At 71.6% G+C, this 26932-nt stretch carries 26 protein-coding genes and 2 tRNA genes; 14 read left to right on the top strand and 14 right to left on the bottom strand.

Features of this window, described 5'->3' with window-relative positions; genetic code table 11:
- Nucleotides 1-195 precede the first annotated feature (195 nt).
- Entirely contained in the window at nucleotides 196-1797 is a 1602-nt protein-coding gene (gene cimA / locus ABZS66_RS03340; protein ID WP_354754654.1) for a citramalate synthase, read from the top strand.
- 51 nt (nucleotides 1798-1848) lie between these two features.
- Here cimA and ABZS66_RS03335 read toward each other — a convergent pair whose 3' ends face one another.
- Entirely contained in the window at nucleotides 1849-2343 is a 495-nt protein-coding gene (locus ABZS66_RS03335; RefSeq protein WP_354754653.1) for a hypothetical protein, read from the bottom strand.
- A 142-nt stretch (nucleotides 2344-2485) separates the two neighbouring features.
- Nucleotides 2486-3502: an endonuclease/exonuclease/phosphatase family protein gene (locus ABZS66_RS03330; protein WP_354754652.1), complete on the bottom strand. Its 1017-nt coding sequence runs from the start codon at nucleotides 3500-3502 to the stop codon at nucleotides 2486-2488.
- A 93-nt stretch (nucleotides 3503-3595) separates the two neighbouring features.
- Here ABZS66_RS03330 and ABZS66_RS03325 point away from each other — a divergent pair, with 93 nt between their 5' ends.
- From ABZS66_RS03325 to ABZS66_RS03305, 5 genes are all read left to right on the top strand, one after another.
- A complete protein-coding gene (locus tag ABZS66_RS03325) occupies nucleotides 3596-4360 on the top strand; it encodes a prolipoprotein diacylglyceryl transferase family protein (RefSeq protein ID WP_354754651.1) in 765 nt (254 codons plus the stop codon).
- A gap of 82 nt (nucleotides 4361-4442) precedes the next feature.
- Complete coding sequence (locus ABZS66_RS03320) at nucleotides 4443-4823, top strand: hypothetical protein (protein WP_354754649.1); 381 nt, start codon at nucleotides 4443-4445, stop codon at nucleotides 4821-4823.
- A complete protein-coding gene (locus ABZS66_RS03315; protein WP_354754647.1) occupies nucleotides 4820-6370 on the top strand; it encodes a radical SAM protein in 1551 nt (516 codons plus the stop codon). The genes ABZS66_RS03320 and ABZS66_RS03315 overlap by 4 nt, the downstream gene beginning before the upstream one ends.
- Nucleotides 6363-6623: a hypothetical protein gene (locus ABZS66_RS03310; RefSeq protein ID WP_354754646.1), complete on the top strand. Its 261-nt coding sequence runs from the start codon at nucleotides 6363-6365 to the stop codon at nucleotides 6621-6623. Before ABZS66_RS03315 ends, ABZS66_RS03310 begins: the two co-directional genes overlap by 8 nt.
- Entirely contained in the window at nucleotides 6620-7300 is a 681-nt protein-coding gene (locus ABZS66_RS03305; RefSeq protein ID WP_354754645.1) for a hypothetical protein, read from the top strand. The genes ABZS66_RS03310 and ABZS66_RS03305 overlap by 4 nt, the downstream gene beginning before the upstream one ends.
- Before the next feature lie 26 nt (nucleotides 7301-7326).
- Here ABZS66_RS03305 and ABZS66_RS03300 read toward each other — a convergent pair whose 3' ends face one another.
- The 4 genes from ABZS66_RS03300 to ABZS66_RS03285 form a co-directional block, all read right to left on the bottom strand.
- Nucleotides 7327-8127 carry an ABC transporter permease gene (locus tag ABZS66_RS03300; RefSeq protein ID WP_354754643.1) on the bottom strand — a complete coding sequence of 267 codons (801 nt, stop codon included), beginning with the start codon at nucleotides 8125-8127 and terminating at the stop codon, nucleotides 7327-7329.
- Nucleotides 8124-9044, bottom strand: a complete 921-nt coding sequence (locus tag ABZS66_RS03295; RefSeq protein WP_354754642.1) for an ATP-binding cassette domain-containing protein — start codon at nucleotides 9042-9044, stop codon at nucleotides 8124-8126. Before ABZS66_RS03295 ends, ABZS66_RS03300 begins: the two co-directional genes overlap by 4 nt.
- Before the next feature lie 84 nt (nucleotides 9045-9128).
- Nucleotides 9129-9587, bottom strand: coding sequence for a hypothetical protein (locus tag ABZS66_RS03290; RefSeq protein WP_354754640.1), 459 nt, complete (start codon nucleotides 9585-9587; stop codon nucleotides 9129-9131).
- A 61-nt stretch (nucleotides 9588-9648) separates the two neighbouring features.
- Complete coding sequence (locus ABZS66_RS03285) at nucleotides 9649-10440, bottom strand: 3-methyladenine DNA glycosylase (RefSeq protein WP_354754845.1); 792 nt, start codon at nucleotides 10438-10440, stop codon at nucleotides 9649-9651.
- Between the two features lie 82 nt (nucleotides 10441-10522).
- Between ABZS66_RS03285 and ABZS66_RS03280 the strand changes: the two genes are divergently transcribed.
- A complete protein-coding gene (locus ABZS66_RS03280) occupies nucleotides 10523-11830 on the top strand; it encodes a gluconolaconase (RefSeq protein ID WP_354754639.1) in 1308 nt (435 codons plus the stop codon).
- Here ABZS66_RS03280 and ABZS66_RS03275 read toward each other — a convergent pair.
- Entirely contained in the window at nucleotides 11814-13757 is a 1944-nt protein-coding gene (locus tag ABZS66_RS03275) for a glycogen debranching N-terminal domain-containing protein (protein WP_354754637.1), read from the bottom strand. The genes ABZS66_RS03280 and ABZS66_RS03275 overlap by 17 nt on opposite strands.
- A gap of 130 nt (nucleotides 13758-13887) precedes the next feature.
- Between ABZS66_RS03275 and ABZS66_RS03270 the strand changes: the two genes are divergently transcribed.
- The 4 genes from ABZS66_RS03270 to ABZS66_RS03255 all read left to right on the top strand — a co-directional run bounded on the left by ABZS66_RS03270 (nucleotide 13888) and on the right by ABZS66_RS03255 (nucleotide 18106).
- On the top strand, nucleotides 13888-14916 hold the full coding sequence (locus ABZS66_RS03270; protein WP_354754635.1) for a LacI family DNA-binding transcriptional regulator: 1029 nt from the start codon (nucleotides 13888-13890) through the stop codon (nucleotides 14914-14916).
- A 29-nt stretch (nucleotides 14917-14945) separates the two neighbouring features.
- A complete protein-coding gene (locus tag ABZS66_RS03265; protein ID WP_354754634.1) occupies nucleotides 14946-16160 on the top strand; it encodes an extracellular solute-binding protein in 1215 nt (404 codons plus the stop codon).
- A gap of 61 nt (nucleotides 16161-16221) precedes the next feature.
- Complete coding sequence (locus ABZS66_RS03260) at nucleotides 16222-17280, top strand: sugar ABC transporter permease (RefSeq protein WP_354754632.1); 1059 nt, start codon at nucleotides 16222-16224, stop codon at nucleotides 17278-17280.
- Between the two features lies 1 nt (nucleotide 17281).
- Nucleotides 17282-18106 carry a carbohydrate ABC transporter permease gene (locus ABZS66_RS03255; protein WP_354754631.1) on the top strand — a complete coding sequence of 275 codons (825 nt, stop codon included), beginning with the start codon at nucleotides 17282-17284 and terminating at the stop codon, nucleotides 18104-18106.
- A gap of 777 nt (nucleotides 18107-18883) precedes the next feature.
- Here ABZS66_RS03255 and ABZS66_RS03250 read toward each other — a convergent pair.
- The 4 genes from ABZS66_RS03250 to ABZS66_RS03235 form a co-directional block, all read right to left on the bottom strand.
- A tRNA-Glu gene (locus tag ABZS66_RS03250) sits at nucleotides 18884-18959 on the bottom strand.
- Between the two features lie 64 nt (nucleotides 18960-19023).
- Nucleotides 19024-19095 (bottom strand) — tRNA-Gln (locus ABZS66_RS03245).
- 73 nt (nucleotides 19096-19168) lie between these two features.
- Entirely contained in the window at nucleotides 19169-19957 is a 789-nt protein-coding gene (locus ABZS66_RS03240) for a fumarylacetoacetate hydrolase family protein (RefSeq protein ID WP_354754629.1), read from the bottom strand.
- 10 nt (nucleotides 19958-19967) lie between these two features.
- Nucleotides 19968-21206, bottom strand: a complete 1239-nt coding sequence (locus ABZS66_RS03235) for an FAD-binding protein (protein WP_354754627.1) — start codon at nucleotides 21204-21206, stop codon at nucleotides 19968-19970.
- An 83-nt stretch (nucleotides 21207-21289) separates the two neighbouring features.
- On the opposite strand from ABZS66_RS03235, the gene ABZS66_RS03230 reads away from it, so the two are divergent.
- Nucleotides 21290-21820, top strand: a complete 531-nt coding sequence (locus tag ABZS66_RS03230) for a hypothetical protein (RefSeq protein ID WP_354754626.1) — start codon at nucleotides 21290-21292, stop codon at nucleotides 21818-21820.
- Here the strand turns inward: ABZS66_RS03230 and ABZS66_RS03225 are convergent, their stop codons facing one another.
- Nucleotides 21821-22372 (bottom strand): DUF305 domain-containing protein, encoded by a 552-nt coding sequence (locus ABZS66_RS03225; RefSeq protein ID WP_354754624.1) that lies wholly within the window; start codon nucleotides 22370-22372, stop codon nucleotides 21821-21823.
- A gap of 55 nt (nucleotides 22373-22427) precedes the next feature.
- Nucleotides 22428-23180, bottom strand: coding sequence for a lytic polysaccharide monooxygenase (locus ABZS66_RS03220; protein WP_354754623.1), 753 nt, complete (start codon nucleotides 23178-23180; stop codon nucleotides 22428-22430).
- A 166-nt stretch (nucleotides 23181-23346) separates the two neighbouring features.
- Here ABZS66_RS03220 and ABZS66_RS03215 point away from each other — a divergent pair, with 166 nt between their 5' ends.
- Both ABZS66_RS03215 and ABZS66_RS03210 read left to right on the top strand, forming a co-directional pair.
- On the top strand, nucleotides 23347-24168 hold the full coding sequence (locus ABZS66_RS03215) for an alpha/beta hydrolase (RefSeq protein WP_354754621.1): 822 nt from the start codon (nucleotides 23347-23349) through the stop codon (nucleotides 24166-24168).
- A gap of 9 nt (nucleotides 24169-24177) precedes the next feature.
- Complete coding sequence (locus ABZS66_RS03210) at nucleotides 24178-25107, top strand: FAD-dependent oxidoreductase (protein WP_354754620.1); 930 nt, start codon at nucleotides 24178-24180, stop codon at nucleotides 25105-25107.
- Here the strand turns inward: ABZS66_RS03210 and ABZS66_RS03205 are convergent.
- Entirely contained in the window at nucleotides 25097-26908 is a 1812-nt protein-coding gene (locus ABZS66_RS03205; RefSeq protein WP_354754619.1) for a hypothetical protein, read from the bottom strand. The two genes, ABZS66_RS03210 and ABZS66_RS03205, sit on opposite strands and share 11 nt — an antisense overlap.
- Nucleotides 26909-26932: the final 24 nt, after the last annotated feature.

The following is a 26932-nucleotide window of genomic DNA, read 5'->3' as shown; positions in this document are numbered from 1 at the left end:
ACCCAACGTGACTCGGCTCATTATTGGCCCTTAGCGCGCCCAGCATCCACCCCGCTGGCCGCGCAGACCTCTCGCATTTGCGAGGGGTCTTTTTGTTGGCCCAGGTAAAGCCGACCCAAGACTTCCGCCAGGACGCCGGTAGGTCGGGTCCAGAGCCGATCGGCCCCGACCAGAATCAGGTACGAGGAGACGACCATGCAGGTGTACGACACGACGCTGCGCGATGGGGCTCAGCGTGAGGCGATCAGCTACTCGGTGGTCGACAAGCTGGCCGTCGCACGGCTGCTGGACGAGTTCGGCGTCGGGTTCATCGAGGGCGGGTGGCCGGGGGCCATGCCGAAGGACACCGAGTTCTTCCGCAGGGCGCGCACCGAGCTCAACCTGAGACACGCCGTCTTCGTCGCGTTCGGCGCGACCCGCAAGGCCGGCGTCCGGGTGCAGGACGACCCGCAGGTCCGCGCGCTGCTCGACGCCGAGACGCCGGCCGTGACCCTGGTCGCGAAGTCCGACCTGCGCCACGTCGAGCGGGCGCTGCGCACCACCGCCGAGGAGAACCTGGCGATGGTCCGCGACACCGTGGCGTACTTCGTGAGCGAGGGCCGCCGCGTCTTCCTCGACTGCGAGCACTTCTTCGACGGGTACCGCTTCGACCCGCAGTACACGACGAGCGTCGCCCTGGCCGCCCTGGAGGCCGGCGCCGAGGCCGCCGTCATGTGCGACACGAACGGCGGGATGCTGCCGTCGCTGATCACCCGCACGGTCGGCGAGGTCCGCGAGCGCCTCGCGGTGGCGCTCGGCATCACGCCCGAGGAGGCCGTCGCCCGGCTCGGCATTCACTGCCAGAACGACACGTCCTGCGCGGTCGCCAACACCGTCGCCGCCGTCGAGGCCGGCGTGCCGCACTTCCAGTGCACCGCGAACGGCTACGGCGAGCGCCCCGGCAACGCCGACCTCTTCGCCGTCGTCGGCAACCTCCAGCTCAAGCTCGGCCTGCCCGTCCTACCGGACGGCTGCATCGAGCAGATGGTGCGCGTCTCGCACTCCATCGCCGAGATCGCCAACATCGCACCCGACACCCACCAGGCCTACGTCGGGTCGTCAGCGTTCGCTCACAAGGCGGGCCTGCACGCGAGCGCGATCAAAGTGGATCCCGTGCTCTACAACCACATCGACCCGGTCGTCGTGGGCAACGACATGCGGATCCTGGTCACCGAGATGGCCGGCCGGGCCAGCATCGAGCTCAAGGCTCGCGAGCTCGGCGTCGACCTGGCCGGCCATCCGGAGGCGCTGACCCGGGTCACCAACCGGGTCAAGGAGCTGGAGGCCCGCGGCTGGTCGTTCGAGGCCGCCGACGCCTCCTTCGAGTTGCTGGTCCGCACTGAGCTCGCCGAGGGCGCGCTGCCCCGGCCGTTCGCCCTGGAGTCGTACCGCGTGATCGTCGAACACCGCGAGGACGGCGCCGTCGTCTCCGAGGCCACCGTGAAGGTCCGCGTGCGCGGCGAGCGCGTCATCGCCACCGCCGAGGGCAACGGCCCCGTCAACGCCCTCGACGAGGCGCTGCGGGTCGCGCTGGCCAGGCACTACCCCGAGCTGGCCCGGTTCGAGCTGGCCGACTACAAGGTCCGCATCCTGGAGGGCAGCCACGGCACCGGCGCGATCACGCGGGTGCTGGTCGAGACCCGGTCGGCCGGCGAGGACTGGACCACCGTCGGCGTCCACGAGAACGTGGTGGAGGCGAGCTGGCAGGCGCTCGTCGACGCGCTCAGCTACGGCATCGCGCACCAGGTGCGGGTGTAGCAAGCAGAAGGGCCGCCCCGGGCGGGGGCGGCCCTTCTCGCACTCACATCGCTACGGGCACTTGTTCTGTTTGTAGGCCGCCAACGACGCCGCGTCAGGCTCGAACCGCCACGCACCGTTCTGGTAGCGCACCGTGCTCGTGCCGTTCAGCGGGGCCGCGGTCGATCCGGTCGGCGTGTGCGACCACTTGATCGTGGCGGTCGCGTCGTCGACCGGGGTCACCCCGGTCACCATGTACTCGCCCTGCTGCGCCGTGCACGTCGCCACCAGGTCGATGTAGGCGTCCTTGGCGATCGACGTCTTGGCGGCATCCGTCCACAGGTCGTAGGCGCCCGCCCAGTCGCCCTCGCTGAGGTTGTCGAACAACTGCTCGGCGGTGACCTGGGCCGAGGCGGCGTCCTGGGGTTGCGCCGTCACCTCAACCGTCGGACGGTCGCTCGCCGACTCGTCGCTCGCGTCGTCCGACTTGCTGTCCGAGCATGCCGCGATGCCCAGGACAAGCGGGATGACGAAGGCGACCGCGAGGCCGCGGAACGTTCGTGTCACCCATCTGCTCCAACGTGGTCCATGTCCGGGCGCTCCGCCCGATCCGTACGTGAAGGTACTCCCGGCCAACGAACCGCGTATAGGCGGAGGTACGCCGAAGTGATCTCTTCGGTCCGATTTCGGCCCGATCGGCGGGTTGTGCCTAGGCTTTCGGCAGGACCAGTTCCGCGTAAACGGCCTTGTGGTCGCTGCCGGGGACCTGGTGGGTCGACACTTTTCGCACGCCCACCCGCTTGTCCGCCACCACGTGGTCGAGCTGCACGGCGGGGATGAACCAGCGGTCGTCGTACGGCCACGAACCGACACATCCGGCGCCCACCACGTCGGCGGCGTCGCGGTACCCCTTGGCGAGCACCCCGCGGAACGCCTCATGGTCGATCGTCGAGTTGAAGTCACCCAGCAGGACGTTCACCGTCGGGCCGTCGGGAGTGGCGGCCGGCTGCGCCGCGAGATCCGCCACGAAGCACTCGTCGCGGTCGGTGCTGGGCGCCGGGGCGCACGGATGCACCGACTCCACGTAGAGATCCTTGGCCCCGGGCACCCTGACGCTCGCCTGGGCCTGGCCGAACGGCGGGCTGAACTTCCGGTAGCCCTTGTCGGTCACCTCGAACCGGCTGTAAACGGCCGACCCGCCCACGCCGGGCAGCGGATACGACACCGTGTTGGGCAGCACGCTCTCGAGACCGGCCCGGCGCAGGGCGCCCTCGGCCTCGTCCGTGAACTCCTGCAGCGCCAGCAGGTCGACCTCGTGCTCGCGGATCAGGTTGACGATCCGCACCGGGTCGGCCCGGCCCATGAGCATGTTGACCGTCATGACCCGCAGCGACGGCCCGTCCTCGGTCCCCGGGTCACTGTCGGCGATCATGCGTGGCAGGACGCAGGCGGCGAGCGCGATCGTGGCGACCGCGACGATCACGGCCGGCCAGATGCGCTTGGTGAGGATCGCGATGGCCAGCGGAACGAGCGACGCGACCGCGACATACGGGGTGAATGCGATCAGCTGGACCGTGGGAAAGCCGCTCTCGAGCCCCAGCAGCCGGGCGGTCGTCCAGATCACGAACGGCACGACCATCAGCCACACCAGGACCGTCAGCCACCGGCGACGGCGGCGCGGCGCCGACGGGGGAGCGAGGGGCAGCGTTTCCTCGGTGCTGACCATCCCGTCAGGGTAGACGGCGGCGTCCAGCCCGTCGCTGTCGTCTCGATGCCTTTCCGGGAAATCCACGGGACTGACACATTAGGCTCGGCAGCCGTGCACCCGGTGATCGCGCGGTTCGGTCCGGTGGCGATCCTGACCCACGACGTGTTCGTGGCCCTCGGCATCGGGGTCGCCGCCCTGGTCTTCCTGTGGGAGGTCCGCCGGCGCCAGGCGCAGGACGAGCGGCTCTGGTACGTGCTGGCCGGCGCGCTCGCCGGCGGCGCACTCTTCGCCCGGCTCGGCACGTGGGCGCAGCACCTCGACCCGCGGGACAACGCGTCGCTGCTCGAGCAGTGGGCGTACGGCAACCGCAGCATCCTGTCGGGCCTCGTCGGCGCCTACGTGGGCGCGCTCGTGGCCAAGCGGCTCGCCGGCTACCCGTACAGGACCGGCGACCTCTTCGCCCCGGCCGTCGCGCTCGGCATGGCGGTGGGGCGGCTGGGCTGTTTCTTCGCCGAGCCGCCGGGCACACCCACGGGCCTGCCCTGGGGCGTGACGCTGGACGCGGAGCAGGCCGCCGCGATGCATGTTCCGGCAGGTGTACCCCTGCATCCGTCCTTCGCCTACGAGATCCTCTTCCACGCGGCCGCCTTCGCCGCGCTGCTCGCGCTGCGCAAGCGGATCACCACGCCGGGCCGCCTGTTCACGCTGTACCTCGCCGGCTACGCCGCGTTCCGCTTCGGGGTGGAGTTCGTCCGCGGCAACGAGGTCGTCTGGGCGGGCCTGACCCGCTCGCAGCTGTTCCTGCTGGCCTGCCTGCCGCTGCTCGCGGCCCGGCTGGCCTGGCGCTCCCAACGTGCGGAAGGTGTCACTACATGAGGGGTTCCGGAGCGAAGCGGAGGAGGCCGCTCATCATGGGCTCAGGGTGGAGTTCGTGCGGCCGGAGCGGAGCGGAGGGCGCATGAACGGCTGGACGGTTCCGCCACCGCCGCCACCGCCGTTCGGTCCTGAGCGGCCGATCCGCGGCAAGAAGGTGTTCGCCGGCATCGGGCTGGCCGCGCTCGGCCAGGTCCTGGTCATCGGGCTCGGTGTGCTGCTCACGTTCCTCTTCGCCCAGTCCGGCAACGGCGAGAACGCCCTGCTCGGGGTCTACGCCGAGATCCTGCTGCAGATCCTGCTCTTCCTGGCCTGCCTCACCTTCGGCATCATCTGGATCGTCCAGAAGGACCGCGGGATCGGGCTCGGCCTCATCATCGGCTGGGCGGTGAGCGTGCTGGTCTTTCCGATCGCCGGGATCGGCGTCTGCATCGCCATCGTCAACAGCCAGACGGGAACGCTATGAGCACCGACACGGGCATGCCCCTGCGCGGGGACCGCATCCACCGCTATGTCAACGCCTTCTGCCCGCACTGTCACGACGAGCGCCCCGACCGTCCACTGGAGACGGTCCAGCGGCTGTCGGGCTGGCTCGCCGAGCGCGACGGGCGGATCTGGCTCGAGCGCGGCTGCCCTGCGCACGGGCTCGTCCGCACGCTCTACGACGAGAGCCCGGAGATCCTGCGCTACCTCGAGCAGTGGACGGCGCCGACCAAGACGCACGTGCCCGATCTGGCCGGCAACTTCGCGCCGGTGCCCGCGGCGTACCTGCACGGGCTGCCGGAGATGCAGACCCAGCACACCTGCATCCTGCTGGCCGACCTGACCGACAGCTGCAACCTGAAGTGCCCCACCTGCTTCACGGACTCGTCGCCGGCCGTCGAAGGTGTCGTACCGCTGGCCGACGTGCTGGCGAGCGTCGACACCAAGCTGTCCCGGGAGAACGGCCGCATCGACGTGCTGATGCTCTCCGGCGGCGAGCCCACGCTGTACCCCCACCTCCCGGAGCTCCTGCGTGAGGTCTCGGAGCGCAACGTGGTGCGGATCCTGGTCAACACCAACGGGGTGCGGATCGCCCGCGACGACGCGCTGCTCGACCTCCTCACGGCGCACCGCGAGCGGGTGGAGGTCTACCTCCAGTACGACGGCGTCACCGAGCGCGCCTCCCGGCACCACCGCGGCGCCGACCTGCGCCGGCTCAAGGAGCAGGCGGTCGACCGGCTCTCCGCCCGCGGCATCTTCACCACCCTCACCATGACCTGCGCGCTCGGCGTCAACGACGACGAGATCGGCGCGGTCGTGAAGCGGGCGCTCGACACGCCCTACGTCGGCGGGGTCTCCCTCCAGCCGCAGTTCGGCTCGGGTCGTTCGGGCCCGATCGACCCGATGGACCGGCTGACCCACACCGGCGTGCTGGCCCGGCTCGGCCCGCAGACGGGCGACCTGGTCACCTGGCGCGACCTGACGGCGCTGCCGTGCTCGCACCCGCACTGCTGCTCGGTGGGGTACCTCCTGCGCGACGACGCCGGCCAGTGGCGGTCGATGACCGAGCTCATCGGCCACGACCGCCTGCTGTCGTTCCTCGACCTGGCGCCGGAGCTGGTGGCCAACCGGATCGCCGACGTCCAGCTCCCCGCCGCGCTGCGCACCGCGGTCAAGGACTCGCTGCTGGGGCTGCTGTCGGAGCAGTCGTCGCTGTCCCACCCCGACGTCGGCAACCTGTGGCGGGACATCTGCGAGAACTGCGACCTCGGCATCTCCACCCTGACGACGCTCGTGTCGTCGTCGCTGCCGGGCGGCCGCAACCGGCTGCGCAAGATGCTCGGCGAGCGGGTCAAGCGCATCACGGTGAAGCCGTTCATGGACATGCACACGATGATCGAGGAGCGGCTCCTGCAGTGCTGCGTCCACGTGGCCACCCGCAGCGCGTCGGCGCAGGACCAGTGCGCGCCGTTCTGCGCGGTACAGGCGTGGCCCCTGCTGTCGGTCCAGCGCCTTCCACGCCATGGCTGACCCGCAGCCGTACGACCCGCTGCGCCTGTGCGTCTACGCGACGATCGCGGCGCTGGCCTGGCTGCTGGGCCCGCTGGCGGTCCTGGGCTTCGCGGTGCTGGGCTTCTCCGGCTACCTCCGCGCCCGCCGCCGCGGCCTGACCCGCTCGAAGTGCGTGCTGCGCGACACCCGCCTGGTCCTGACCTACCTGGCGGCCCTGGCCGTCGCCGGCCTGGCGGGCGTGGGCTGGCACGTCTACGGTTGGCTGACGTGAGTGACCTGCCGCCCTCCGAGCTTCCCGGCTGGCTGCGCCGCACGGAGGCCGAGCAGCGCTGGCCGGCGGCCCTGGCCATCGCCGTGGCGATCGCGATCCACATGGTCCTCCCGCCCGACCTGGCCCCTCGCCCGCGCTGGCTGCTGCCCGCGCTGGAGAGCCTGCTGTTGCTGACCGTGGTGGCGGTGAACCCGCTGCGCATCAACCGCGAGACCCGAGTCCTGCGCCCGCTGAGCCTGGGCCTGGTGGGGGTGCTGACCCTGGTGACGGCGCTGTCGGTGGCGCGGTTGGTGCGGGCGCTGTTCGGCCACGACGGCCTCCCGTCGGAGCACCTCCTGCTGTGGGGCGGCGCGATCTGGCTGACGAACGTGATCGTCTTCGCCCTGTGGTTCTGGGAGGCCGACCGGGGCGGCCCCGCAGCGCGCGCCGACGCCCGCTCGCCGCACCCGGACTTCCTGTTCATCCAGATGCAGGTCCCGGACCTGGCGAAGCGGGACTGGGAGCCGACGTTCGTCGACTACCTGTACCTGTCCTTCACGAACGCCACGGCCTTCAGCCCCACGGACACCATGCCGATGTCGACGTGGGCCAAGCTGGCGATGCTGACCGAGTCCCTGATCTCCCTGGTGACGGTCCTGTTGGTGGTGGCCCGGGCGGTCAACGTCATCGGCGCCTGACGTCGACCGCCCGTCACCGAGCGTCGTCAGGCGTCCCGGTGCTTGAACAGGTAGGACGCCGTGGCCAGCAGGAGCGCCGTCCAGCCGGCGAAGACCGCCAGGCCCTGCCACGGGGTCAGCAGCGCGTCCGCGGAGACCGTCGGCTGGAAGATCAGCTGGCCCGCGTTCGTCGGCATCCAGGCGTTCACGTGGGCGCCCCAGGAGCCGGGCAGGAGACTGGTCAGGTTGGACACGATCAGGATCAGGCCCAGGACCGCCGTGATCGCGCCCGCCGTGTAGCGGACGATCGCGCCCACCGCCAGCGAGAACAGGCCCAGCACGGCCATGAACAGGCCGGCGCCGATCACCGAGCGGAGGACACCCGGAGCGGAGAGGGACAGTTCCACGTGCGGGGACAGGATCGCGCGGCCCAGGAAGAAGGCGGCGAAGGACAGCAGCTCGCCGACGACCAGCATCAGGGCGGTGAACACGCCCACCTTCGCGGCCAGGACGGTCAGGCGGCGCGGCTGGGACTGGAGCGTGGAGCGGATCATGCCGGTGGTGTACTCGGCCGAGATGACCAGCACGCCCAGGACGGCGATCACGAGCTGGCTGATGTACACCGGGCGGGCGATCACCAGCTCCAGCGGGTACTGCCGCAGGACCTCCTGCGTGCCCGGGTCGGCGGAGTCCCACTGGCGCATGACGCTCCACGCGATCATCGACATGAGGCCCAGCGAGATGCCGGCCATCGCCACCAGCGACCAGACGGTCGAGCGGACCGTCCGCAGTTTGGTCCACTCCGAGCGGACCATGCCGGGCAGGCCGGCCCGTGCGATGACCGTCATGACGACTCCCCCAGTGGTGCGGCCTGGTACTCGACGCTGTCGCGGGTCAGTTCCATGAAGGCCTGCTCCAGCGAGGCCTGGAGGGGCGACAGTTCGTACAGCCGGATCCCGTGCTCGAAGGCCAGGTCCCCGACGCGCTCGGCGGGCAGCTCGGTCACGAGCAGGGCTCCGTCCGACGACGTCGTGGTCTTGCCGCCGGCCTGCGCCACGACGGCGGCCAGCGTGGACGGGGCCGACGCGCGGACCCGCAGGGCCAGCGCCGAGTTGCGCTCGATGAACTCGCGGACCGTGCAGTCGGCGATCATCCGGCCGCGGCCGATGACGAGCAGGTGGTCGGCGGTGTGCTCCATCTCCGACATGAGGTGGCTGGAGACGAGGACGGTGCGGCCCTCGGCGGCCAGCGACTTCATGAGGTTGCGGATCCACAGGATGCCCTCGGGGTCGAGCCCGTTGACCGGCTCGTCGAACATCAGGATGCGCGGGTCGCCGAGCAGGGCGGCCGCGATGCCGAGCCGCTGGCCCATGCCCAGCGAGAAGCCCTTGGACCGCTTGCGCGCGACCTGCGTGAGCCCGACGGTCTCCAGCACCTCGTCGACCCGCCGCCGCGGCAGGTTGTTGGTCTGCGCGAGGCAGAGGAGGTGGTGGTACGCGCTGCGGCCGCCGTGGATCGCCTTGGCGTCGAGCAGCGCGCCGACCTCCCGCATCGGAGTGTCCAGCGCCGCGAACGGCCGGCCGTTGACCGTGACCCGGCCGGCGGTCGGGGTGTCCAGGCCGACGATCATGCGCATGGTCGTGGACTTGCCCGCGCCGTTCGGACCGAGGAACCCGGTGACCTGACCGGGCCGCACCGTGAACGAGAGCCGGTCGACGGCGACCCGGTCGCCGTACCGTTTCGTGAGGCCGACTGCCTCGATCATGACTGGTCCTTCCCCTTGGTGTGCCTGCCAGGGGAAGGTAGGGCGGGCGTGCTGTGACGCCGGTGAGAGAACCTGTGACCCGGCTCAGCGGGGCCGTTCGTAGGTCATGTCGAAGTCGCGCAGCCAGGTGCGGCCGTCCTTGGACTTCTCCCAGTGGGCGACGATCCGGTACCCGTTCGGGCTGATGGTGCCCGTGAAGCGCTGGTGGAGGCCCTCCGCCGCGCGCCAGATCCGCCACTCGTGCTCGACCAGGGTCATGTTGTAGACGCGGAAGGCGCCCCGCGCGTCGGAGTACAGCTGCGTGAACCGGTCCGCGGCGTCGTCGTAGCCGATCACCGAGACGGTCGGGAACGGGGTGCTGTCGAGCCACTCCTGGGGCACGTCCTCGCCGGGTGGGCCGCCGTCGGCGCGCTGGATGAGGAACTCGCCGTCGTCGGCCCACGCGAAGCTCGTCCAGCCCTTGCTGGTCACGACGCCGCCGACGGTCGTCTCTACGTCCCACAATCCCAGCAGCGGCCGCAGCCGCCGCCGAACCTCGCTCATCCCGTCCGCCTCCGTTCCGCAGGGCTCAGGGGTCGACAAGATCCTAGGGCGCCCGGGTGTGTCAAGGGCCGGAGAGCAAGCGTTCGCACTCCGCCGACAGCCGGGCCCGCAGCGGCGCCGCGCGGTCGGCGAAGGCGCGCTGAGCCTCGACGTAGCGGGCCCGGCCCTCCGGCGTCTCGATCCGCACCGGCTCGTAGCCGAGCGGGGCGAGATCGTACGGCGAGGCCTGCATGTCGAGCGTGCGGATGTCGCGGGCCAGCTCGAAGCAGTCGGCGACGAGCTCGGCCGGCACGAGCGGGGCCAGCTTGTACGCGTGCTTGTAGAGATCCATGTTCGCGTGCAGGCAGCCGGGCTGCTCGAGCGCGTGCTGGGCCTCGCGGGTCGGCTGGAGCAGGTTCAGCGGCCGGGCGGGCTCGGTGTAGAAGCGGAACGCGTCGAAGTGGCTGCACCGGATGCGCGCCCCCTCGACCACGGCGTCGGTGCCGGCGGCGCCGAGCCGCAGCGGCCAGGCGTTGTGTCGCACCTGCTCCTGGGTCTGCCGGTAGACCATGGCCCACTCGTGCAGCCCGAAGCAGCCGAGGTGCGCCGGTCGGGACGCGGTGGCGGCCAGCAGGTCCCGGATCCACTCGGCGGCGGGGCGACGCCGGTCGTCCAGCACGCCGCCGGGGAACCAGCGGCGCAGCTGGGCCGGCCGGTACGAGTAGTAGGTGAACAGGAAGTCCTCGACGGGATGCTTCTCGCCCCGGCGCCGGCGGGCCAGGTGGGGCTCGATCCAGGCGTCGACGCGCGCCTCGTGAGCGGCCCGGCGGGCCGCCCACGTGGACTGGTCGAGGGCCGGCAGCACGCGGCCCAGTCTAGAGGCCCCGCGAGGCGACCGGCCGCCACCAGCACGACGGCACCGCGAACCGGGACAGCGAGGGGGTAGCGTCACCACCATGCGCAAGCTCTGGGCCGCCGTCCTCGCAAGCGCGATCGCGCTCGCCGCCTGCACGGACAGCGATCACGGCGATCAAGGGCAGGAGCAGGCGACCGGCCGGCCGGGAAGCCCGACAAACAGCCCGGGGACCGGCCCGCTGACCAGGACGCAGGTCCAGGTGCCGACCGGTCTGAACGAGGCACCGTTCGACGAGACACGGCACCTCGCCGTGCCCGCCGGCTGGACGGTCGCCGTGTACGCGCGGATCACCAAGGCCCGCTTCCTGGCCCTGACACCGAGCGGCGACCTGCTCGTGTCGCAGCCGTCGGCCGGAAAGATCCACGTCGTCCGAGCCGGCAAGGTCACCGAGTTCACCGGCGGCCTGCGCCAGCCCCACGACATGGTGTTCGCCGACGTCGGCGGCAGGACGTACCTCTTCGTCGCCGAGTCGCACCGGGTGCTGCGCTACCCGTACACCGACGGCGACCTGAAGGCCCGGCCCGGCCAGGTCGTCGTCGACGGTCTGCCCGACAGCAGCACGCCCGAGCTGCGCGGCGCCTACTCGCACCAGCTGAAGAACATCGCCGTGCACGGAGACCGGCTGTACCTCTCGATCGCCAGCACCTGCAACGCGTGCGTGGCCGACACGGTCAGCGACCCGCGGCGCGCCGCCATCTACACGTACGCCGCCGCGGGCACCAACGCCGAGCGCAAGCTGCTGGCCACCGGCATCCGTAACGCCGAGGGCCTCGCGTTCCGGCCGGGCACCGACGAGCTGTGGGCCGTCGTGAACAACCGCGACAACACGCCGGTGCCCGACGACCGCGACGTCGACGGCGACGGCCAGTCGGACAAGGGCAGGAAGATGGCGCAGTTCGTCGACGACTACCCGGTCGAGCCGTTCATCAAGGTGCGCGACGGCGGCTTCTACGGCTGGCCGTTCTGCAACCCGGACGGCAAGGGCGGCTTCGACCGCGACTACGAACTGAACCGCGACGGCCAGCGGGCCGACTGCGCCAAGGCCGACCCGATCGCGCTCGGCCTCGCCCCGCACAGCGCACCGCTCGGCCTGACGTTCTACAAGGACGGGGCGGTGGTGCCGCTGCACGGTTCGTGGAACAGCACCAGGCCGGCCGGCTACAAGGTGCAGTACATCCCCTTCAGCGACGGCAGCCCGGGCGCCGCGACCGACCTGGTGACCGGGTTCGTCGAGCCGGACGGCAAGTGGTGGGGCCGCCCGGTGGACGCCGCGATCGACCGCGACGGGTCGCTCCTCGTCAGTGACGACGGCAGCGGTACCGTCTACCGCCTCACGCCTCCGAAGTAGCGGCACGGGCAATGACCGCCGGCGACCCGTCGGCCATCAGGAACACGACGCCGACGGGTCCATTGTGGACCGTGAGGGCGCCGGCCGCGGTCACGCTCACGTCCAGCTCGCCGTCGCCGATCTTCAGGCCGCGCACCCGGAACGCGCCGACCGGCGACGGGGTCAGCGGGTCGAAGGTGATCCGCCCGCCCGGCACGTCGGCGTCCAGGCCGAGCAGCGCTGTCAGGATCGCCGGCCCGGCCGCCGCGGCCCACGCCTGCGGGCGGCACGAGGCCGGGTACGGCGTCGGCAGGTCGTCCCCGCCGTACAGCTCCGGCAGCCGGAAGTCGAAGCGCTCACCGGCGTCGAGGAGCGCGCGGATCACCGCCGCCGCCTCGCCGGCGTGGCCGTCGCGTGCGAGGCCGAGCAGCGCGATCGCGGTGTCGTGCGGCCAGACCGAGCCGAGATGGTACGAGAGGGCGTTGTACCCGGCCGACGACGGCGCGACGGTCCGGATCCCGAACGGCGAGCGCAGCTCGGCCAGCCGCTCGGCGACGGCGGCGCTCTCGGCCGTGGAGAGCAGGCCGGTGCCCAGCAGGTGCCCCATGTTGGAGGCGATGCTGTCGACCTGCTGCCCGGTGCCGTCGAGCGCGATCGCCGGATAGCCGCCGGGGCACCAGAACGCGGCCCGGAACCGCTCGGCGAGGTCGGCCGCCCACGCGCGCCAGCGGCCGCCCCCTTCGCGGCCGAACGACTCCAGCAGCCAGGCGGCGTCGACGGCGGCCCGGTACGCGTACGCCTGGACCTCGCTCAGTGCCAGCGGACCGGTCGCCAGCCGCCCGTCGGCGTGCTGGACGCCGTCGCCGGAGTCCTTCCAGCCGTGGTTGGTCAGGCCCTTGGCGCTCGACTGGTAGGCGATGAAGCCGTCGTGGCCGGCCAGCCACTCCATCCCCCGCTCGACGTTGTCCAGCAACGCCTCGACGGCAGTGCGGGGCATGCCCCAGCGGTACGCGTCGGCGAGGGTGCTGACGAAGAGCGCGGTCGCGTCGACGGTGCCGTAGTACACCGGCGGCAGGAAGTAGGTGGCGTCGGGCGGGCGGACCTCGTGCAGGATCTTGCCGGGCTCCTCGTCGGTGTCCGGGTCGTGCCGGACGCCCTGCCGCTTGGCGAGCGCCCGCAGCGTGCCGGCCGCGACGTCGTGGCCTAGCGGCAGGCCGAGCCGGGCCGACCAGAGCGAGTCGCGGCCGAAGAGGGTGAGGTACCACGGGCTGCCCGCGGTGTAGTACACGTCCGCACCGTCGGTGCGCCGCAGCGCGTCGAGGTCCTGCACGCCGGCCCGCACGAGCGCGTCGAGGCGGCGGTCGTCGGCGCTGACCCGCAGCGTGCTGAACCGCTTGCTCCGCGCGACCGCCGGCCCGTCGGTGCGGGTGAACCGCAGCTCGACGGACCAGCTCTCTCGCGGCGCGATCGTGACCTGCCACCGGAAGTCGGGCGACGCCGGCTCCGACTCGAACGAGACCGACATCCCATCTTCGATCGCGGCGGCGACGCCGTCCTTGACCGCGCCCATGCTCGCGTAGTCGGTCGACGCCTCGACCTCCAGCGACACGGTCAGCGTCTGGTGGGAGGCGTTGGCGAGGGTGATCGTCTCGGTGCCGCCGTTGGGCTCGACCAGGCGCCGCCGGGTCAGCGTGACCGTCGGGTCGGGGCCGTCGTCGCCCAGCTCCCGCAGTACCGCCGCGAAGACCGCCGACGACGCACCCGTCCTCCGCGCGGTCACCGGCACGGGTGGCCGCCCGTCGACGGTCACCACGAGCCGCGAGAGCACCCTGCGGTCGTTGACGTAGAGCCCGTCGGCACCGCCGGTGAGCTGCCCGGACGGCCCTGACAACCAGGTTGCCGGGGCGGCGACACACGTCACGTGATCGTGCAGGTAGGGCTGCGCCATGTCGGTTCCTCTTGACAAGCCGGTGGGCGGGTGAGACTGTCCGGTCATCCATGTTGAACGTTCAAAAGGGCTAATGCCATCGCAAGATTTGAACGTTCAACTCGGCACCTTACGGCATTTAGGAGGGAATGTGCACCCGCCGACCGTCGAGGACGTGGCCCGGGCCGCCGGGGTCTCCCGGCAGACCGTCTCCAACGTGCTCAACGCGCCCGAGCGCGTGCGCCCCGAGACGCGGCTGCGCGTCGAGGCGGCCATCGACCAGCTCGGGTACCGGCCCAACCGGGTCGCGCAGTCGCTGCGTGCATCCACCTCCCGCATGATCGGCTATCGCATCGAGCCGATGCACCCGCAGTCCCTCGCCAGCATCCACGACCGGTTCCTGCACGCGCTGGCCGAGGCCGGCCGGGCGGCGGACCACCACCTGCTGCTGTTCACCGCCAACGACCCCGAGGACGAGGTCGCCAACGTCCAGGCCCTGCACCGGGCCGGCGCGATCGACGGCGTCGTCCTCTACGGCATCTCGACCGACGACCCGCGCCCGCCCGGGCTGCGGCAACTGCGCATCCCGTTCGCCGCGTTCGGCCGCACGGGAGCCGACTCGGCCCACCCCTGGGTCGACATCGACAACGCCGCCGGCACCGCCGCCGCCGTCGAGCACCTGGTGACCCGAGGGCACCGGCGGATCGCGTTCGTCGGCTACCCCGAGGGCGCGGCCGTCGGCGACCGGCGGGCCGAGGGCTGGCGCACCGCCCTCGACAAGCACGGCCTGCTCGACGGCTCCCGCAACCTCGACCTTCGGGGCGAGGACTCGCTCGCCACCGGGGCCCGGCTGGGCGAGGCCCTCCTGGACCACCCCACCCCACCCACCGCCGTCGTCGCCGCCACCGACACGCTCGCCGCGGGGGTGCTGCGCGTCGTGCAGCGCCGCGGCGCGCGCCTTGCGGTGGTCGGCTTCGACGACACCCCGACGGCCGCCGCGCTCGACCTGTCGAGCGTCCGCCAGCCCATCGAGGCCGTCGGCCACGCCATGATCCGGGCTCTCCTCGCCTATTTCCCCACCCGGCCGGGGCCTTCGGCTCCTGACCAACTCGGCGACGAACCCACCAACCAGCTGTTGCCGCCCGAACTGATCGTCCGGGCGTCCAGCGCACTGCACTGAAACCTCTCCGACCCCCTGGGAGCGACCTCATGAAACGGACACCCCGCCTGCTCGCCGCCGCGTTGCTATTGGTCGGCCTCGCCGCCTGCGGCGACGACGGCTCCGGCACCGAGGGCACCGACACCGGCGCCAAACTGACGATGTTCGCGTTCTCCTCGTCCCCGGCCGAGGATGCGGTACTGCGAAAGGCCGTCGAGGACTACAACAAGCTCGGCCGCAACACCGTCGAGCTGAAAGTGTTGCCGGAGTACGACACGGCGCTCACGACGGCGCTGGCCGGCGGCGAGCCGCCGGACGTCTTCTACGTCAACGACAACAAGCTGCCCGACCTGGGCAAGAACGGCGCGCTCGAGCCGATCGGCGACAAGGTCGAGAACCCGGGCGACTTCTACGACACGCTCAAGCAGTCGTTCACCTACAAGGGAACGTACTACTGCGCGCCGAAGGACTTCTCCACGCTGCAGTTGGTGTACAACACCGCCGACTTCACCGCCGCCGGCGTCCAGCCGCCCAAGACCTGGGACGAGCTGGCCGCCGCGGCGAAGGCCCTCACGAAGCCGGGCCACCCCGGACTCGTCATCGCCCCGGAGTTCTACCGCTGGGGTGTGTTCATGGCGCAGGCCGGCGCGTGGCCGACCAACGACGACATCACCAAGATGACGATGGACTCGGCCGAGATGAAGACGGCCCTGCAGTACGTCACCGACAACCACAAGAACGGCAACTTCGGCACGCCGGCGTCGGTCGGCGCCGGGTGGGGCGGCGAGGCGTTCGGCAAGGGCCTGACGTCGATGACCATCGAGGGTAACTGGATCGTCGGGGCGATGAAGAACGACTTCCCCAACGTGAAGTACTCGGTCGCCGAGCTGCCGGCCGGGCCGAAGGGCAAGGGCACGATGTCGTTCTCGGTCTGCTACGGCGTGGCCAAGGCGTCGAAGAACAAGGCCGCCGCGACCGACTTCGTCAAGTGGCTCACCTCGCCCGACGAGCAGTTCGCGGTCACCAAGGAGTTCCCGGTGATGCCGTCGCGCAAGTCGCTGGCCGACAAGTGGCTGGCCGACAAGCCTGAGCTCAAGGCGTTCGTCGCCGGCGGTGACTACGCGAAGAAGTCGGTGTTCGTCCCCGGCTTCTCGACCGCGATCGACACGTTCAACGACGGTATCCAGGGCCTCGCCAAGGGCAACAAGCAGGTGGACGAGGTCGTCTCCAGCACCCAGAAGGCCGGGACCGACATCCTCGGCTGACCGTTTGACCGGGGCCGCCGCCTCCCCCTTGGCGGCGGCCCCTACCGGAGGTACCCCCGAAATGACCGCCACACTTGAGGCGCCGCCGGACGCACCTCCCGGCCGCCGCCCGAAGTCGCGCATCCACGGCCGGCAGAGCCTCGCCGGATGGCTGTTCGTCACCCCCGCCCTCATCGGGCTGGGCGCGTTCATGGTCGCGCCGATCCTGCTGGCACTGTGGGTGTCGTTCCGCGACTGGAGCGGCCTCAACCCGCTCGCCGACTCCACCAACGCCGGCACCGCCAACTACGCCGACCTGCTCACCGACTCCGGCGTCGTGCGCGGCGACTTCGCCAAGAGCCTGCGCAACAACCTGTACTACGTGCTCGGCGTCGTCCCCGCGCAGACGGTCCTGGCCTTCCTGCTCGCCATCGTCGTCAACTCCCGCCTGCTCAAGGGCCGCACGTTCTTCCGCACCGCGTTCTACTTCCCGTCGGTGACGAGCTCGATCGCGGTCGCCTTCATCTTCGTGTTCCTGTTCAGTCCCGCGGGCGTGGTCAACACCGTGCTGTCCGCGGTACTGCCGGGGAAGGTCGACCTCGTCTGGCTGGACGACTCGGACGGCCTGCTGCACCTGCTGCTGCGGGCCGTGGGCGTGGACCAGCCGCCGTCCGCCCTGCGCGGCGAGTTCATGGACCTGTCCTGGTGGGACTGGCTGTCCGGGCCGAGCGTCGCCCTCTCCTCGGTGATGATCCTGGCCACCTGGACCACCACGGGCACGTTCATGCTGATGTTCCTGGCCGGCCTCCAGAACATCCCGGAGGAGCTCGAGGAGGCCGCGTCGCTCGACGGCGCGTCGCCCCGCCAGCGCTTCTTCGGCATCACGCTGCCGCTGCTGAGGCCCACCCTCTTCCTGGTGCTGACGCTGGGCATCATCGGCACGTGGCAGGTCTTCGACCAGGTGTACGCCATGACGGCCGGCGGACCGCAGAAGACCACGCTGACGCCCGCCTATCTCGTGTACCGCGAGGGCTTCCAGAACAGCGCGATGGGCCGCGCCGCGGCGATCGCCTTCGTCGTGTTCGTCATCATCCTGGTCTTCACCGCCGTGCAGCGGCTGGTGCTGCGGAAGGAGCGCTGACATGCGGCGCGCGCTGCGGTACGGCATCCTCATCTTCTTCGCCGTGATCTTCATCTACCCGTTCGTGCTGTCGTTCGCCACCTCCTTCAAGTCCCGCCCGGAGGTGGCGTCCGACCCGGTGACCCCGTGGCCGCGGGCGTTCGACACCCGCGCCTGGGCCGACGTGCTGCTGCACAGCGACTTTCCCCTGTGGACGTTCAACTCGATCCTGGTCACGGTGCTGGCGACGCTGGGCCGCGTGTTCCTGGACTCGCTGGCCGGCTACTCCCTGGCCCGCCTGACCTGGCGCGGCCGGAACCTGGTGTTCGCGGGCGTGGTCTCGGTCCTCGCGGTCCCCCCGATCGTCCTGACCGTGCCGCGCTTCCTGGTGTTGAAGGAGATGAGCCTCCTCAACTCGTACACGGGCCTGATCCTGCCGCTCGCGGTGGACGCGATGGGCATCTTCCTGATGCGCCAGTTCTTCGCGGAGCTGCCGCGGGAGCTGGAGGAGGCGGCCCGCATCGACGGCGCGTCGATCTTCCAGGCCTATTGGCACGTGGTACTGCCACTGGCCCGCCCGGCCCTGCTGACCCTCACGATCCTGTCGTTCCAGGGCGTGTGGAACGAGTTCCTGATGCCCCTGATCGTGGTCCGGGCCAGCCCGGAGCACTGGACACTCCCGTTCGGCCTGTCGACCCTCGGCCGCGGCGGCGCGGGCGGCCAGTCGTACGACTACCCGGTGATGATGGCGGGATCGATCCTGACGATCATCCCGGTAGCGATCGTCTTCATCATCTTCCAACGCTTCTTCGTGCGGGGGGTGGCCCAGACGGGCGTCAAGGGCTGACCACCGCCGACCCGGGCCGGAGCCACGGTCGCTGGGGCCGTACCGAAAAGGAAGCGTCCCGGCAACATCCGACGCCTCGGCCAGGTCGGGCAGCCCCCCGGCGCGCGGACCTGTCCCTGAGCGCTCCTGGGGGTCTCCGCTCGGTGACCGGCGCCGGCCTGTTCTCGTCGGCGGTGGGCACGATCGCCCGCTACACGGCGGGGATGCCTGAAGACGCACAGTGATTCGCGGACGTCGGGAGCCGGACACCAGACGTCCGCGAACCGGGCGTCACGGTGGAACAGCGCAGGTCGCCAGATCGCGAAAGGCCGGTGGGGCCGAGTCCGCCGGGATCACGGCACCGCGGAGCGGGGCGACGGGCCGCAGAACCTGTACGGCGCCCGCACGGCAGGTTCCAGGCCGGAAGCCGAGCCCGGTGCCGCGCTCGTGCGTGGTGCCTCGGCCTGTTGAACCCGGGCGGGGCACTGACGCCGGGCCGGGCCGGTGTTGAGCTCATCCTGCCTCAGTCTGGTGCGCCTGCGGGATCCACGGTCGCGGTGGGCCCGGCCTGGGAGTCGAGCGAGGGCCGAAGCCAATCGAGCGGGGCAGACGGTGCTCGCAGGGGCCGATCCTGGCCGGCCGAACCGGGCAGGAGTCCGCGCTTCTGAGTCGGGTCCCAGCTGAGAACCCGAGCGGGCCGTTGGCCTCCGCGGGCCGGAAGCCGCGCGGGCCAGGAATCGAGCGGGCCGGAAACCAAGCAGGCCGCACGCTCCCGGTGGGAGTGCGCGGCCTGAACGGTGGTAGCCCCGACCGGATTCGAACCGGCGCTACCGCCTTGAGAGGGCGGCGTCCTGGGCCGCTAGACGACGGGGCCCCAGTACTTCCTTGTGTTGCTGTCGTGCTGTGAGACACTACAGCACCGCGATCTTGCTGCGGCGCTGGGGTACCAGGACTCGAACCTAGACTAACTGAACCAGAATCAGTTGGGCTGCCAATTACCCCATACCCCATCGACGCTCTCGCGCCGAAAGAGAACTTTACCGGAGTCCCCCTCCGCAGCCAAATCGGTTGTCGCGAAGCCGCCTAATCCAGGGTCAGGACGCGGTTGGTGAGGGCGCCGATGCCCTCGATCGAGACCTCGACGGTGTCGCCGGCGGCCAGGGGCCCTACGCCGGCGGGGGTGCCGGTGAGGATCACGTCGCCCGGGAGCAGGGTCATGACGTGTGACACATATGACACCAGCGTCGGGACGTCGAAGACCATGTCCTTGGTGCGGCCGAGCTGGCGGACCTCCTCGTTGACCTCGCAGCGGACCTCGACGTCGCCGACGTCGATGCCGGTCACGATCCACGGGCCGATCGGGCAGAAGGAGTCGAAGCCCTTCGCCCGCGTGAACTGCACGTCCTTGCGCTGCAGGTCGCGGGCGGTGACGTCGTTGGCGCACGTGTAGCCGAAGATCGCGGCCGCGGCGCCGGCCCGGTCGACCCGGCGGGCGCCCGTGACGCCGATCACGACGGCCAGCTCGGCCTCGTGCTCGACCTGCTGGGACTGCGTGGGCAGCCGGATCGCGTCGTTGGGGCCGATGATCGAGGTCGACGGCTTCAGGAAGAGCAGCGGCTCCTTCGGCACGTCGTTGCCGAGCTCGGCGGCGTGGTCGGCGTAGTTGCGCCCCACGCAGACGACCTTGCTCGGCAGGATCGGCGAGAGCAGCCGGACGTCGGCGACCGCCCAGCGCTGGCCGGTGAACCGGATCTCCCCGAACGGGTGACCGTCGATCTCGGCGACGGTCAGGCCGGTCAGGCCCGCCGCCGGCTCGCCCTCGACGACCCCGAACGACATCCCATTGCTGTGGGCAAAACGAGCGATACGCACGGTCGGAACCCTACTCCCCGAACAGATGGCGCCGCACGAACGCGTTGCGGAACTTGCCCTGCGGGTCGAGCCGGGCGGCGAGGGCCCGGAAGTCGCCCATCCGCTCGTACTCCGGGGCGGTGTCGAACACCTTCCCCCAGTGCGGCCGCGCCCCGAACGGCGCCAGCTCGGCCTCCAGCGCCGCCACCGCCGGCCGGACCGCCTCGGTGTCGGGCACCCAGGTGAAGTGCAGGCCCACGCTGTCGCGCCGATAGTGCGGGCTGAGCCACAGGTCGTCGGCGGCGACCACCCGCACCTCGGAGACCTGGATCACCGGCGTCACCAGGTGGCGGACCCGCTCGACGGCGGCGAACGCGGCGACCGCGTCCTCCCGGGCCACGAAGAACTCCGACTGGAGCTCCTCGCCGCTGCTCGGGGTGAACTCCAGCCGGAAGTGCGGCAGCCGGGTGTGCCACGGCCCGGGCACGTCGCCCTGCTCGGTGCAGTTGACCGGCGACACCCCCGGGATCGGGTGCCGCGGCCCGTCGGCCGGCCGCGCCCCGAACAGCTCCGCGGGCGCCGCCTCGCCGTCGTCGAGCCGCTTGAGCCAGACCTGGTTGACCGTGTCGCCGGACCAGTCGGTGAAGAGGCTCACGCTATAGGCGCTCGTGGCGAGCTCGGCCCAGTGCGCGTCGACCCGGGCGCGGGGCAGGTCCTCGTAGACCGTCTGGCGGACCTGGAAGGTCGGTGAGATGTCCAGCTCGATGCGGACCACCACACCCAGCGCACCCAGGGCGACGACCGCCCCGGCGAACTCCGGGTCGTCGCGGCGCAGCTCGACCAGCTCGCCGCCGGCGGTGACGAGCTGGAGCCCGGAGATCGCGGTCGCCAGGTTGCCCAGCCCCGCGCCGGACCCGTGCGTGCCGGTCGCGACCGCCCCGGCGATCGAGATGTGCGGCAGCGACCCGAGGTTGTGCAGCGCGAAGCCGGCGGCGTCGAGCTGGGCGGCCAACTCCCCGTACCGCACGCCGCCCGCGACGCTCACCGTGCCCCGCTCGGCGTCGATGTGCACGTCGGCCGGCAGCCCCGCGACGCTGACGAGGTCGGCCGGGGTGTCGGCGATGTGGTTGAACGAGTGCCCGGACCCCAGCACGCGCACCTGCTCGGCGCCGGAGACGATCTCCTGCACCTGCTCCACCGACTCGGGCCGGTGCACCCGAGCGGCCTCGAACGTGATGTTTCCGGCCCAGTTCTTCCAGTCCTCCGACATGCGGCCGAGTTTACGACCGGGGACCGACAAAACCGCCCGTCCGGCCACTGCCTTCCGGGTCGGTGACGAGGACACTTCGCCGGGTGACCTATCCGCAGCCCTACCAGGCGAAACAGCCGAAACGTCCGAGTCACGGCGTCTGGGTCGTGGTCGGCGCCGCCGTGCTCGGGGTGTTCGTGTTCTGCGGCATCGTCGTGGCCGCGGCCGGCAACACCGACCAACCCGGGACGCAGAAGACCGATGTGGCCGAGAACGGCGCCCTCGCCGTCCAGCGGAGCCGGTCGGCCGCGCCCACGACGGCCGCCGCCGCGGAGACGACGACCACGCCGCCGGCGGTGACGACCACGCCGCCGGCCGAGACCCGGACCACCACCAAGCCGCCGACGACGCCGGCGGCGAAGCCGACCACGACGAAGCCGGCCACCAAGCCGACCACGAAGCCGCCGGCGAGCAACTGCCACCCGAGCTACTCGCCGTGCGTGCCGGTCGCGTCCGACGTGGACTGTGCCGGGGGCAGCGGCGACGGGCCGGTCTACGTCACCGGGCCGATCCGGGTCATCGGCCCCGACGTGTACCGGCTCGACGCCGACAAGGACGGCGTCGCCTGTGAGTGACTAGCTGTCGAGGTACCGGAGCAGCTGCTGGATCTCGGCGGTCCTCGACTGGTCGATGCGCTTGGCCAGGTCGAGGGCCCCGGGGTTGATGCCCGAGCCGGTCTCCATCCGGGCGATCTCGACCGCGTTGTGCTGGTGCGCCACCAGCATCGTCAGGAACTTCCGCTCGAACTCCGGGCCGTCCAGCGCGCCCAGGGCCGCGATGTCGGCCGCGTTCGTGCCGTGGGCGCCGCCGTGGCCGGCGTGGGACGACGGGTCGGCGGTCGGTGGCCGGCCCCAGCTCTCCAGCCAGACCTGCATGGTCTTGAGCTCGTCGGCCTCGGTCACGTCGATGGCGGCGGCGAGCGTGCGCACGTCCTCGCTGACCGCCTTGGTGCGGGCCAGCCGCACCATCTCCAGCCCCTGGCCGACGTGGGCGACCATCATCTGGCTGAACATCACGTCGGTGTCGTTGTAGTACTTCGACGCCGTACCCCCGGGGGCGGGCTGCGCCGGGGCGGCGGCGCAGCCCGCCAGGAGGAAGGCGGTGAGCACGACGAGCAGGCGCTTCACGATGCCTCCGGGAGGAAGGTGGCGCCCCCGAGGGGCAGGGGCGCCACACGACGGATCAGACGCGCAGCCACAGCGCCGGGACGTTGGGCGGCTCCCAGCCGGCGATCGCGGTGTGCGCCTGGCGGCACTGGTACGTGACGCCGCCGTAGGTGACGCGGTCACCGACCTTGTACGCGGTGCCGGCGGCCCAGGTGCCACCCGGGTTCGTCGGCGGCGTCGTGGTCGTCGTCGGCGACGGGGTCGGGTTGGTGGGGGTCGGGGTGGGCTGCGTCGGGGTCGGGGTCGGGTTGCCGCCGCCGCCGACCTGCAGGTCGACGCAGGAGTAGAAGGCGTTGATCGTGTCCGCGATGTTCCAGCGGGCCAGGACCTTGATCCGGCCGGTACGGCCGCCGAGGCTCACGTTGTGGGAGACCGTCGCGCCGGGCTGGCGACCGCCGTCGTCGAAGACCGCGATGCGCGTGCTGCCGACGAAGTACTCCCACGTGCTGGTCGAGTGACGGGCGGTCAGCACCCAGTTGAACGTGACGTTGTTGCCGACGGACGTGGCCGGCCAGCCCTTGCTCTCGTCGTTGAGGACGGTGAACCGGCTACCGCCGCCGTTGCACTGCATCGAGCCCTTGGGGGCCTCGACGCTCTGCGGCTCGTAGATGATGTCGCCGCAGTTGGCGACGCGGCCCTGGGCACACATCGCCTGACGGCTCGGGGGTGAGGAGATGTACCCGTGTGCGCCCGCCGGTGACGCCGTCACCAGCAGAGACGCCACGACGGCGCCGAGCACCAGGGGTACCAGAGCGAATGCTCTTCGCATCCAATCGCTCCCTTCCAGCGGTGGGGGTGATGCAGCCAAGGTAAGGGAAAGATTGTTAACAGTAAATAACCTTTATGGAACTTGCTCGATGGAGCGCTCTCACTTAAGGTAGCCTTCACCGCCCGTTGAGCGTTTAACACCGCGTAGCGCGGTCAGAACCCGGGCCATGCCTTTCATCGCCATGCCCGACGGCACCGAGATCTTCTACAAGGACTGGGGATCCGGGCAGCCCGTCGTCTTCAGCCACGGGTGGCCGCTCAGCTCGGACGCCTGGGACACCCAGCTCAAGCTGCTCGCCGACCACGGGTTCCGGGCGATCGCCCACGACCGGCGCGGCCACGGCCGGTCGACCCAGACGTGGGACGGCAACACCATGGACCAGTACGCCGACGACCTCGGCACGCTGGTCGACCGGCTCAACCTGCGCGACGCGATCATGGTCGGGCACTCCACCGGCGGGGGTGAGGTCACTCGGTACCTCGGCCGCCACGGCACCTCCCGGGTGGCCAAGGCGGTGCTCGTCGGCGCAGTCCCGCCGCTCATGCTCAAGACCAGCGCCAACCCGGAGGGCACGCCGAAGGAGGCGTTCGACGCGATCCGGGCCGGGCTGATGGCCGACCGCTCGCAGTTCTACCGCGAGCTCAGCGCGCCCTTCTACGGCGCCAACCGCCCCGGCAGCACCGTCTCGCAGGGCCTGCGCGACCAGTTCTGGCGCCTGAGCATGCAGGTCAGCCTCAAGGCCTCCTACGACTGCGTGGCGCAGTTCTCGGAGACCGACTTCACCGAGGACCTCAAGCGGATCGACGTGCCGGTGCTGGTGGCCCAGGGCGACGACGACCAGATCGTGCCGATCCGCGCCGCCGCCCACAAGAGCGTCCAGCTGCTCAAGGACGCGGCCCTGAAGGTGTACCCCGGCGCCTCGCACGGCATCCACGGCGCCTACGAGCGGGAGTTCGACGCCGACCTGCTCGCGTTCTGCCGTGAGTAACGTGAGGGGGTGGTCGACGATGTCATCGTTCTCGGCGCCGGTGTCTGCGGGCTGACCAGCGCGATCCGGCTCCTGGAGGCCGGCGCGCGGGTCGCCGTCGTGGCCGCGGACCCGCCGGAGCGCACGGTGTCGAGCCTCGCCGCCGCCGTGTGGTACCCGACGCGCACCGCCGCCGATCCGCTCGTCCTGGCGTGGGCGCGCTCGACGTACGACGAGCTCGCCCGCCAGGCGTCCGGCGGTGTCCCCGGCGTGGTGCCGCGCCCGACCCGGATGGTGCTGCGCCGCCCCGCCGGCCGCCCGTGGTGGGCCGACGCGGTGCCGGACTTCAGCGCGGCGCGCGACGAGTGGCGGTTCACCGTGCCGTCGATGGAGATGGGGTTGTACCTCCGGTGGCTCGCCGACCGCGTCCGCACGCTGGGCGGGTCGTTCGCCACCGAACGGATCGGCCGGCTCGGCGAGCTCGGCGGCCGCGCGCCCGTCGTGGTGAACGCGACGGGCCTGGCCGCCGGCTCGCTCGCGGGTGACCCGGCGGTGCACCCGGCCCGGGGCCAGATCGTCGCGGTGGCCAACCCGGGCATCGTCACGTCGGTGCGCGACGAGGACCACCCGGAGGGGATGACGTACGTCCACCCGCGCAGCCGCGACGTCGTGCTCGGCGGCACGTTCCAGCTCGACGACTGGAGCACGACCCCGGACCCGGCGGTGTCCGCCGCGATCCTGCGCCGCTGTGTCGCGCTGGTGCCGGAGCTGGCCGGCGCCCCCGTCCTGCGGGAGGCGGCCGGCCTGCGCCCGGCCCGACACGGCGGCCCGCGGGTGGCGGCCGACCCGGAGCCGCTGCCGGGCGGCACCCGGGTCGTCCACAACTACGGTCACGGCGGGGCCGGCGTGACCCTCGCCTGGGGCTGCGCCGACGAGGTGGTCCGGCTGGCTACTGCATGACCAGCCGGGCGAACAGCACGGTGTCCGCCCCGTCCCGCCCGCCGGTGACGCCCGCCGCCCGGATCGCGTCGCCGCCGCCGTCGACGTACACGGCAATGGACGGCTTCGCGACGCCGCCGGCCATTGCGGCCTTGAACAGCTCGACGTCGGCCAGCCTGCCGGTGCCGGGGGCGTAGCTCTTCGCCTTCAGCACCACATGCTCGCCGTTCACCTCGCAGGTCGCCGAGGTGAGCTGGGTGAGGTCGGCCAGGTCCGTCTGCAGCTTCTTCGCCGCCGCCGCGTCGGCCATGCGCAGGTCGAGCAGCAGCGGCACGCCGCCTTTCTGGTCGCCCTTGTTCGTGACGCTGAAGCTCAGGGCCTTGGCCGAGGTCAGCCCGGCGCTGAACGCGTCGGCCGCCTTCTGCGGGTCCAGCATCTCCACCGACTCGAGCTCGCCCGGGTCCACCCAGGTGAACGACCCGCCCTCGCCCTCCAGGATCTCCGGGTGCTCTTCCAGGTACTTCTGGATGGCCTCGGGGTCGCCGCCCCCGAGCACCGCACCGGGCGGCAGGATCGCCGGCCCGCCACCGTCCACCGCGGCGCCGAGCACGCCGAAGTCGCTGAAGAGCGTCAGCGGCAGCCAGCCCAGCTCCTCGCCGAGCACGCTCGCGGCCCCGTCGAACGGGCCCGACACCACACCCGATGCCACCGCGCCGGCGGGCATCTCGCCCAGGGCCTGGACGGCGTCGACGGCGGGCTGCGCGGTCGACACCTGGGTCCCGCCGATGAGCCGCCCGCGGACCTCGATGCTCTCGGCGGCGGCCTGGGCACCGATGACGAGGGTGCCGGTGACGTCGGGCACGGCGCTCGGGCCGGCCCCGCCCGCCCCGGGCCCGCCGCTCGGGTCGCCGCTGAGGTCGCCGCTGAGGTCGCCGCTCAGGTCTCCGCCGAGGTCGCCGGTCAGCTCGCCCAGCTCGGCCTTCAGCGCGCCGAGGGCCAGCTTCTCTGCCAGCTTCGTGGCCGGACCGAGGTCGGCCCAGGCGAGCAGCGGCTGGTCGGCCGGGAGCGTGGCGACGGCGCTGCGGAAGGCGGCGGCGTCGGCCAGCTTCGGCTGCTTCGCGGCGGCCGTCGCGGCGCCCTGGGCGTCCTGCTCGCCGAAGGCCATCAGCGCGTACCCGTCGGCGACCGCATACCCCAGCCGGTCGGTGCCGGCCTTCTTCTGGGCCGCGTCGAGCGTCTTGCGGGCCTTGTCGGCGTCCTTGGCCGCGGCGGCGACCAGGGTCACCGGGGCGTCGGGGTGCGCGGGGTCGGCCCAGAGCGCGACGCCGAGCCGGCCGTCGAACCACGGTGCCACGTCGCCGTACGAGATCGGGCCGCTCTCGAACACGGCCCGCTCCAGCGCGTGGTCGTCGTCGCCCTTCCCGGCGCTGCCCGCGATCAGGGCCCCGAGCTTGAGGCGCTGGCGCAGCCCCGGCGTCAGGTTGATCCGGGCGTAGGCGGCGGCCGAGGCCGGCAGCACCTCCTCGGGCATCCGCCCGACGCTGTCCTGCCACAGCCGTGCCACGGCGAACGCCCCGCCGGCCGCGACGACGGCGAGCGCGACGCCCGCGGCGGAGAGCACGCCGACGACCTTCTTCCGCGACCGCTTCGGCGGCGCGTCGGGTGCGGGCTGCGATTCGGCCTCAGCCGCCGGTTCGGGCGCGGTCTCCGGCGCGGTTTCCGGCCCGGTTGCCGGCTCTTGCGTCAGCTCGATCGTCGCCTCGGGCGCCGGGCTGGATGCCGCCTCGTGCTCGGCACCGGGCGGACGGTCTTCTCCCGTCATGGTGTTCCTCCCCCGTGAATGTGA

Origin of the sequence: Dactylosporangium sp. NPDC005572 (assembly GCF_040605515.1) — a bacterium.
Classification (GTDB): domain Bacteria; phylum Actinomycetota; class Actinomycetes; order Mycobacteriales; family Micromonosporaceae; genus Dactylosporangium.
The sequence above is the reverse complement of the archived record's forward strand: the minus strand, read 5'-3'. Positions and strand labels throughout refer to the sequence as shown.